The 8,156-nt window shown below is 44.7% G+C and carries 4 protein-coding genes and 1 pseudogene; 4 read left to right on the plus strand and 1 reads right to left on the minus strand.

Annotation, left to right across the window (positions count from 1 at the left end; all coding sequences use genetic code 11):
* From KDK67_RS12930 to KDK67_RS12940, 3 genes are all read left to right on the plus strand, one after another.
* Positions 1–1,704 (plus strand): hypothetical protein (locus KDK67_RS12930; RefSeq protein ID WP_250869226.1); only part of this gene is annotated, 1,704 nt, incomplete at its 5' end.
* Positions 1,705–1,764: 60 nt separating this feature from the next.
* Positions 1,765–3,504: a COG1470 family protein gene (locus tag KDK67_RS12935; protein WP_250869228.1), complete on the plus strand. Its 1,740-nt coding sequence runs from the start codon at positions 1,765–1,767 to the stop codon at positions 3,502–3,504.
* Positions 3,505–3,584: 80 nt separating this feature from the next.
* Entirely contained in the window at positions 3,585–4,283 is a 699-nt protein-coding gene (locus tag KDK67_RS12940; RefSeq protein ID WP_250869229.1) for a hypothetical protein, read from the plus strand.
* A gap of 634 nt (positions 4,284–4,917) precedes the next feature.
* On the opposite strand, the pseudogene KDK67_RS12945 reads toward KDK67_RS12940, so the two are convergent.
* Positions 4,918–5,079: pseudogene (locus tag KDK67_RS12945) on the minus strand (IS5/IS1182 family transposase); the annotation flags it as partial.
* Positions 5,080–5,479: 400 nt separating this feature from the next.
* Here KDK67_RS12945 and KDK67_RS12950 point away from each other — a divergent pair.
* Positions 5,480–8,156 (plus strand): hypothetical protein (locus KDK67_RS12950; protein ID WP_250869230.1); only part of this gene is annotated, 2,677 nt, incomplete at its 3' end.

An 8,156-nucleotide genomic window follows, 5' to 3' on the forward strand; every position in this document is an offset into this window, starting at 1 on the left:
ACTGATATCCCAGCCGTAGATGTCTATTCCCTTGAAGAGTTCAATGCAGGTGAAAAGATAATGGACCAGGGAGAATTGGGAAATGCATGGGACAGGGTAGACAATTCTCACCCAGCTTATCTAATGGCTCTTGAAAACACAATTGGCAGCGGTAACGCATCTGACCTCCTCAAATGGGTAGACGCAGATGACAGCAACGACTGGAGCTGTGAAGACAAACTCTACCTCATCCAGCCTCACAATATGACTGGATCACTAGGATTTGATCATACCGTTACCATTGGTGACACCAGAGTCTACATCCCTGAAGGCGATGAATGTATCCCAGACTGTGGTACAAAGGTCGTACAGGGTGACCACGATGCAACCTACATGTTAATGACAAACCTCGACGCAAAGCTTGCATTCTACAGCTTTGGTGGCGAAACTGAATGGTATGTTGATATGGATGCCGACAATTTTGTGTCCTTCGGTGACATCAGGCTCACAGAGGTCTCCACACACTATGGACCAAACACCAAGGTAAAGATCTGTGATGAATTCGATCTTGGACATGACCTTACATGGTCAGACCAGACTCTTGTCAGGTATGTTGAGACAGACGGTCTCGTGGGATACACTCTTGGCGACGCAGTCTACATTGACATTGCTGACAATAATGTTGTAGATGCAGGCGATATCAGGTTGGTTGAAGTTGAAGCTTACCTGCCAGGATTCCCTAACGCATTCGTATACCCTGCATGGTCAGTTGTAGAATCCAACGATGCTGATGTTGGGGATGACCTCTATGGACTCCTCGATGACAATGGAATTAGGGAAGGAGAGGACTACATACCACTTAACTACTTGCTCGGATATATCGATTCTGACTGTACAGGCGACTGGACCTGCCCGGACAAACTCTATATCCAGCAGCTTATTGCTGATTGTGAAGGTTTCCAACTGGACCTTGGTGTATCAGTCGGTGACCTCAGGTTGTATGTACCTGTGAACGATCCAAACAGTCCATTCTTTGGAATGGAGGAATGGCCAGAATGTGGTACCAAAGTAACATGTGCTGACATTGATGTTGAGTATGCAGTTACTGAAGTATTCACTAACTATGACTGGATTAAGTTCGTTGACAGGAACAATAACGGTGAATTCACCGAAGGTGTCGACCATGCATACATCGACATGGACGATTCCTACGATGTAACTCTCTATGATGTCAGACTTACTGATGTTAGCATCAAGGACGCATTCTATCCAAACAACACCAAAGTCATGACACAGCATGATCTTGACCTCGGTGACACTCTGGTAGACGCAGATGAGAACCTTAAGTTCTCTGATGAGGACCTCTTGAGTGTTGTGCCATACACTGATACACCATTCACAGTCTACATGTTTGACAATGACTGCAGTGGAACCTGGACCTGTGTTGATGCACTTTACCTGAGCATCGACGATCAGTTCTGTCAGGATGACTTTGCTGTCACCCATAAGGACATCAGGCTTTACATCCCATCAGAACTTATCTGCGAGGAAGAAGAACCTAATGGTGAATGTGACTACCATGCATATGATGCAAACCAAGATGGTATAATCAGCATTGGTGAAGTAAGCAATGCAATCGATGACTACCGCGCAGTACAAATCGGCATTGGAATGGTAAGTGAAGTAATTGATCTATACCGCATAGGTGGATCATACTGCGCATAAAACTGTGAATTGAGTGTAGAGAGATGAAATCTCTCTCATTCAATTTATGGGGGGTTCAATATGAAAATGTTAAAAAGTATCAAAATGTTTGGAATCCTAAGTTTAGTGTGTCTGGTGACACTCTCGATGATCTCAGCAGCAGCAGCAGATCCTAATGTCTGCAGGGACCTTCCAGTAAGTGCCAACCCAGGTGACACCATAACTGTGACTCTGGACATCACCCTTGATGGCGCAGACAAGACCGTCATCGAGGACAATGTACCTGCAGGATGGGTCGTAAGCAATCCATCTGGTAGTGGATCGGTCGTTGATGCAAATACAGTAAGCTGGATTGACATCAACGCAGCACCAGGTGTCGCACAATTTACCTATGATGTCACGATCCCTGGAAGTGCAGCACTGGCAACATACACATTTGATGGAGAGTTCGACCTGGCAGTAGCAGCTCCTGGTGTCCAGCCAATCGACTGTGACACACAGATGGATATTGTTGCAGCACCAGGACCTAGACCTGCTGACGAGCCAAATGTCTGCAGAGACCTTCCAGTAAGTGCCGTCCCTGGTGAAACAATAACCGTGATTCTGGACATTACACTTGATGGCGCAGACAAGACCGTTGTCGAGGACAATGTACCTGCAGGATGGGTCGTAAGCAATCCATCGGGTAGTGGATCTGTCGTTGATGCAAATACAGTAAGTTGGATTGACATCAACGCAGCACCAGGTGTCGCACAGTTTACCTATGATGTCACGATCCCTGGAAGTGCAGTACCGGGAACGTACACATTTGATGGAGAGTTCGACCTGGCAGTAGCAGCTCCTGGTGTCCAGCCAATCGACTGTGACACACAGATGGATGTCATTGCAGGACCTGGACCTGGACCTGTTGACGAGCCAAATGTCTGCAGAGACCTTCCAGTAAGTGCCGTCCCAGGTGAAACAATAACTGTGATTCTGGACATTACACTTGATGGTGCAGACAAGACCGTCATCGAGGACAATGTACCTGCAGGATGGATCGTAAGCAACCCATCTAATGGTGGATCGGTCGTTGATGCAGATACAGTAAGCTGGATTGACGCCAACGCAGCACCAGGTGTCGCACAGTTTACCTATGATGTCACGATCCCTGGAAGTGCAGCACTGGGTACGTACACATTTGTTGGTGTGTTCGACCTGGCAGTAGCAGCTCCTGGACTCCAGCCAATCGACTGTGAAACACAGATGGATGTAGTGGAAGTACCAGAATGTCCAGTAACAGAATATGATCCTATTGTGATCGAGCCTTGCTGGAACTTCATGTCAGTGCCATTCGCACTGAACAACAGCAGTGTTGAATTTGTCCTTGCGGACATCAACTACACTAATCTGGTGTACTGGAACACCGCAGCTAACAATGGCACTGGTCTCTGGGAAATACCCACCGAGTTCGAGCCACTGAAAGCATACTGGATCGAGAGCAATGAAAGCGTTGATCAGATGATCTCAAGCGAAGTTCTTGAACCACTTACGCCAGCTGTGCCACCTACCATGACAGTGTATCCTGGATGGAATGCTATCGGTTATACCGATTCCATGGCTATCCTGCCAGCTGAACTAATGCTCGGTTCGATAGACGAATCATACATGGTTGTCATAGGTCCTTATGACTCAGCAACCGGTATGTATGAGCAGGTAGGACACAATGGTGAAACTGGAGTGATCTCTGGTATCCATGTAGGAACAGACATCTTCGATATGGGCCCATACGAGGGATTCTGGGTATATGTAACCCAGGAAGACACCCTTGCAGGGTTCTAATGGAGGTATGTGACCGAAAGTCGAAAAATATGGGTGAGTTTTTAACTCACCTCTTTTATTTTATATTTAAGGGTGATTATATGATCCAGAAAAGGAGCTTTACAAAATACACAATTATCTTACAGATATTCCTATTATTATTTGCAATGGCAACGATCCCTGTAAGTACTGCTTCTGAAGCTAGTCCATCACTTCCTTTAATCGTAGGGGGAGAAGTTACTATTGATGGAGAAGTAGCACCTGTGGGAACTGAAATTACAGTCAAACTTGGAGAAAAGACAGTTGGTGCAGCTACCGTAGGCTCCGCAGGAGTATATGGCGATTCGCCTGCTAACAGGTTGTTAATAACCAGTGATTCCGATGATTACGAGAATCTCAAGTTCTATGTGAATGGTATCGAAACAGACCTTGTTGATCTCAAAGATGCAGCTCCTGGGGTTACGGTAGCTACAACCATTACATCATCAGCCCCTGTCGTAAGTGAAAAATCAGCTGAGAAATCAGTTGCATCCGGATCAATTGGCGGACCCTCAAGTTTTAGTTCACCTTCATTTGATGATTCAGTAGTCCAGGATAACTCTGGAATCCAGGATAGCTCAGATGAGGTAAATGAATTTGAGAGCATTGCTTTAGCAGGAGATGGAGCTGAAATTGAAACTACAAACGAGAATGTACCATCATCAGAAGCAGAGTCCTCTGCACTTGTTACTGGACTATTCGGATTGATACTGGTTTCATTGGTAGGTGCAATTATCATTGTTAAGCGCAAAAACAAATAAAAAATTTCATTTGAAAAAGAAAAGTAAAAAAATAAAGCTTCATATAGTGAGGAAGATGATAGCGATTTTCTAAATCATGCTACATCTTCCAAAAACCCGATAGATGTGATCTATGAAAATCCAACAAATCCAGATATTTACCTTGCCAATTATAACCTCACAGGTGATTTTACTTTCACTTCTTGTATTAGTCGTTCCCGCAGCAACAGCTACATGGGAAGGCCATTGATCTTAAAATTAAGATTACTGATCAAACGTATGACTCGGTGAGGTAACCAATTTTTGTTTTGCCTTTTTCTACCGGTAAGGCAGTAGTTCAAACCGTTTTTTGTCAATAATGTAAATTAAGATTTATGAACAATGAGTTTGTTGACTTTTTTGGTTATCCTCGTACATATCCCGAATTGGAAATATCTGCTTTACCATGTAAGGACCATCGGTGTAATCGATAGCAAAGTCATATTTTTGATAAGAGGATTAGTGCATTTTTGGCGTATTCAGTAGGTTTTAATTTAAATCGAGTAGTAAGAGGCTTTCTTTTACAATTAGAAATTCATACTGGGGGAATTTTACCACGTATAAATGTGGCGTATGATGCCGCTTATATGGGTTTAAAATGAAATTAGTGAACTACTAAATTTGGTTTGCCGCCTAACGTTTTCCTGTTATACATTTCTGCTATGATCGAACTAAATGTTCTTAAATCGATGGGAGATTCGATCTCAGATAGCTTGTTACCGAGATTTTCAAGACGCTTGTACTCTTTTTTAAAATCAAAATTAGTTAAGGGCCTAATAGTGGCTTATTCCAATATGTATAAACTTCGCATTTCCTGTGGGGGTTTATCGAAAATCTCTTTAATAAACAAAGATGCTGCTCCGCATCCATCCAATTGGAGCACGAATTCAAAAAAAGTTTAGACCCTTACCAATGGTACTTACCTACCGTCCTACTTTTGTGTTCTTGGAAGTTTATATCCTACGTAGGGCAACTTAGTATTGTAGTGGTACGGGTATGGTGCTGTTTAGCTATCGTAAATGTGGTGCGTTGCGAGAGTGTTTACTGTATTTGATATGTTAACCTCCTTATTGGAGGATCAAAAAGACCTTTCACCGGGACATACAAAATGTCCGGGTAAACTGCATCCATTCTGACCGCTCTGAATGAAACGAAAACTCAAGTTGGAGGTAAAATGAATGCAAATTAAGACAATTCTTATTGTAGCAATGTTATGCCTTGCCATGGTTGGCATAGCAGTTGCACCAGGTACACCAGTACCTGAACCTGAAGAAGACTGTTGCTGGGCAAAGCCATGTGGCACCCCAGTTGAACAATGTGACAAAGAAACTACTTTTGTACTTTATGAATCAAATGCTACGATTGTAAAGACAATCCACGGCTATGTATATGTTGACATGGAACCCGATGTAAATGGTGTTGGTCAAGATATTATTACCGCCGGTGATATCCGTCTTTCTAACTGGCATACAAACTACGATCCTAACACCAAGGTTATGCCAGAAGACATGGACAACCTCGATGTTATTGAGACTAAATACACTGATCCTATTACATACGTCGATGTCAATGACAACCAGATGTACGACCTCTATGACGGTGTAGTCTATGATCTTGACGGTGACGGTTTTGTTTCAGTCGGCGATATTCTCCAGACCGATCTCCCAGCAGTAGATGTCTATTCCCTTGATGAGTTCGATGCAGGTGAATTTGTAATGGCACAGGGAGAATATGGACAGGCATGGGACAGGGTAAACGCTGCTCACCCAGCTTATGGAATGGACCTTGCTTTAATTGGCAACGGTATTGCATCTGAACTCATTAAATGGGTAGACGCAGATGACAGCAACGACTGGAGCTGTGAAGACAAACTCTACCTCATCCAGCCACATGAAAATGAATCAAGGTACATGGATGAAGCAGTCACAATCGGTGACACCAGGGTATACATCCCTGAAGGCGATGCATGTATCCCGGTTTGTGGTACAAAGGTCGTACAGGGTGACCACGATGCAACCTACCTGTTAATGAAGAACCTCTATACTGCAAAGCTTGCATACTACAGCTTTGGTGGCGAAACTGAATGGTATGTTGACATGGATGGCGACAAATTCGTATCCTTCGGTGATATCAGGCTCACAGATGTCTCCGAACACTACTCACCAAACACCAAGGTAAAGATTTGCGATGAATTCGATCTTGGACATGACCTTGTATGGGCAGATCAGACTCTCGTCAGGTACGTTGAGACAGACGGTCTTCCAGGATACACACTCGGAGATGCAGTCTATGTAGATACAGATGACAGCGATGATGTCTCTGCTGGAGATATCAGGCTGGTTGAAGTTGAAGCTTACGTGCCGGGATTCGATGACCCATTCGTATACGATGCATGGTCAGTTGTAGAATCCAACGATGCTGATGTTGGAGATGAACTCAAAGGCATTGGTCTAGGCAATTCATACAGTCCACTGAACTACTACCTTGGATACATCGACTCTGACTGTACAGGCGACTGGACCTGCCCGGACAAGTTGTACATACAACAGCGCACCGAGACTTGCGACAACTGGGGCTTTGAAACAGGCGACCTCTCAGGCTGGAATGTAGCTGCCGGAAATGTGGAGGTCCTCAAGGCTAACAACTTTGTACCAGCAATTCCTGTGCCACAGGGACAGTACTATGCTCTACTATCCACCGGACCTGGCACACAAGTTCCTGGCCCTGGCCCAGAGGACAGAGATGGTGCCCTGGGCAATGAGAACGACATTGCAGTTCTGCAGAAGACGTTCACAGCATCCTGTGATACCCAGATGACACTTGTATACTCATTCCTTACAGACGAGGAAGACCAGGCTCTTGTATTCGATGACATCTTCGAGATAACAGTGGATGGAACTGTAGTGCGGGGAAGCGTTGACCAGCTGGCGGGTCCAAGCTCACCATGGCCAGGTGTTCCAACCAATGATGTGGTATACACTGTCGTAAGCCCAGGACCAACCGATGGATCCTTCTTTGAGGACGGTAGAAGCAGCTGGAATGCTGTGAACGTGAATCTGCCAGAAGGTACACATACGATCGAGATATACATCGGTGACCATGGAAACCACGTAGTGGATTCAGGATTGCTCATCGATGTTACGCTTGCACCAGCCATACTTAATGCTGATGCAGCAGTTACAGTCGGTGACCTCAGACTCTATGTACCTGTGAACGATCCAACCAGCCCATTCTTTGGAATGGAAGACTGGCCAGAATGTGGTACCAAAGTAACATGTGCTGACATTGATGTTGAGTATGTAGTTACTGAAGTATTCACTAACTACGACTTTATTAAGTTCGTTGACAGGAACAATAACGGTGTATTCGATGAAGGTATCGACCATGTATACATCGATATGGATGAATCCGATGATGTGACCCTCTATGATGTCAGGCTTACTGATGTTAGCATCAAGGACGCATTCTATCCAAACAACACCAAAGTCATGACACAGCATGATCTTGACCTCGGTGACACTCTGGTAGACGCAGATGAGAACCTTAAGTTCTCTGATGAGGACCTCTTGAGTGTTGTGCCATACACTGATACACCATTCACAGTCTACATGTTTGACAATGACTGCAGTGGAACCTGGACCTGTGTTGACGCACTTTACCTGAGCATCGATGATCAGTTCTGTCAGGATGACTACGCTGTCACCCATAAGGACATCAGGCTTTACATCCCACCAGGACTTATCTGCGACGGAGAAGTACCACCTAATGGTGAATGTGACTACCACGCATATGATGCAAACCAAGATGGTATGATCAGCATTGGTGAAGTAAGCAATGCAATCGATGACTACCGCG

Source organism: Methanococcoides seepicolus, from assembly GCF_023684405.1.
GTDB lineage: Archaea > Halobacteriota > Methanosarcinia > Methanosarcinales > Methanosarcinaceae > Methanococcoides > Methanococcoides seepicolus.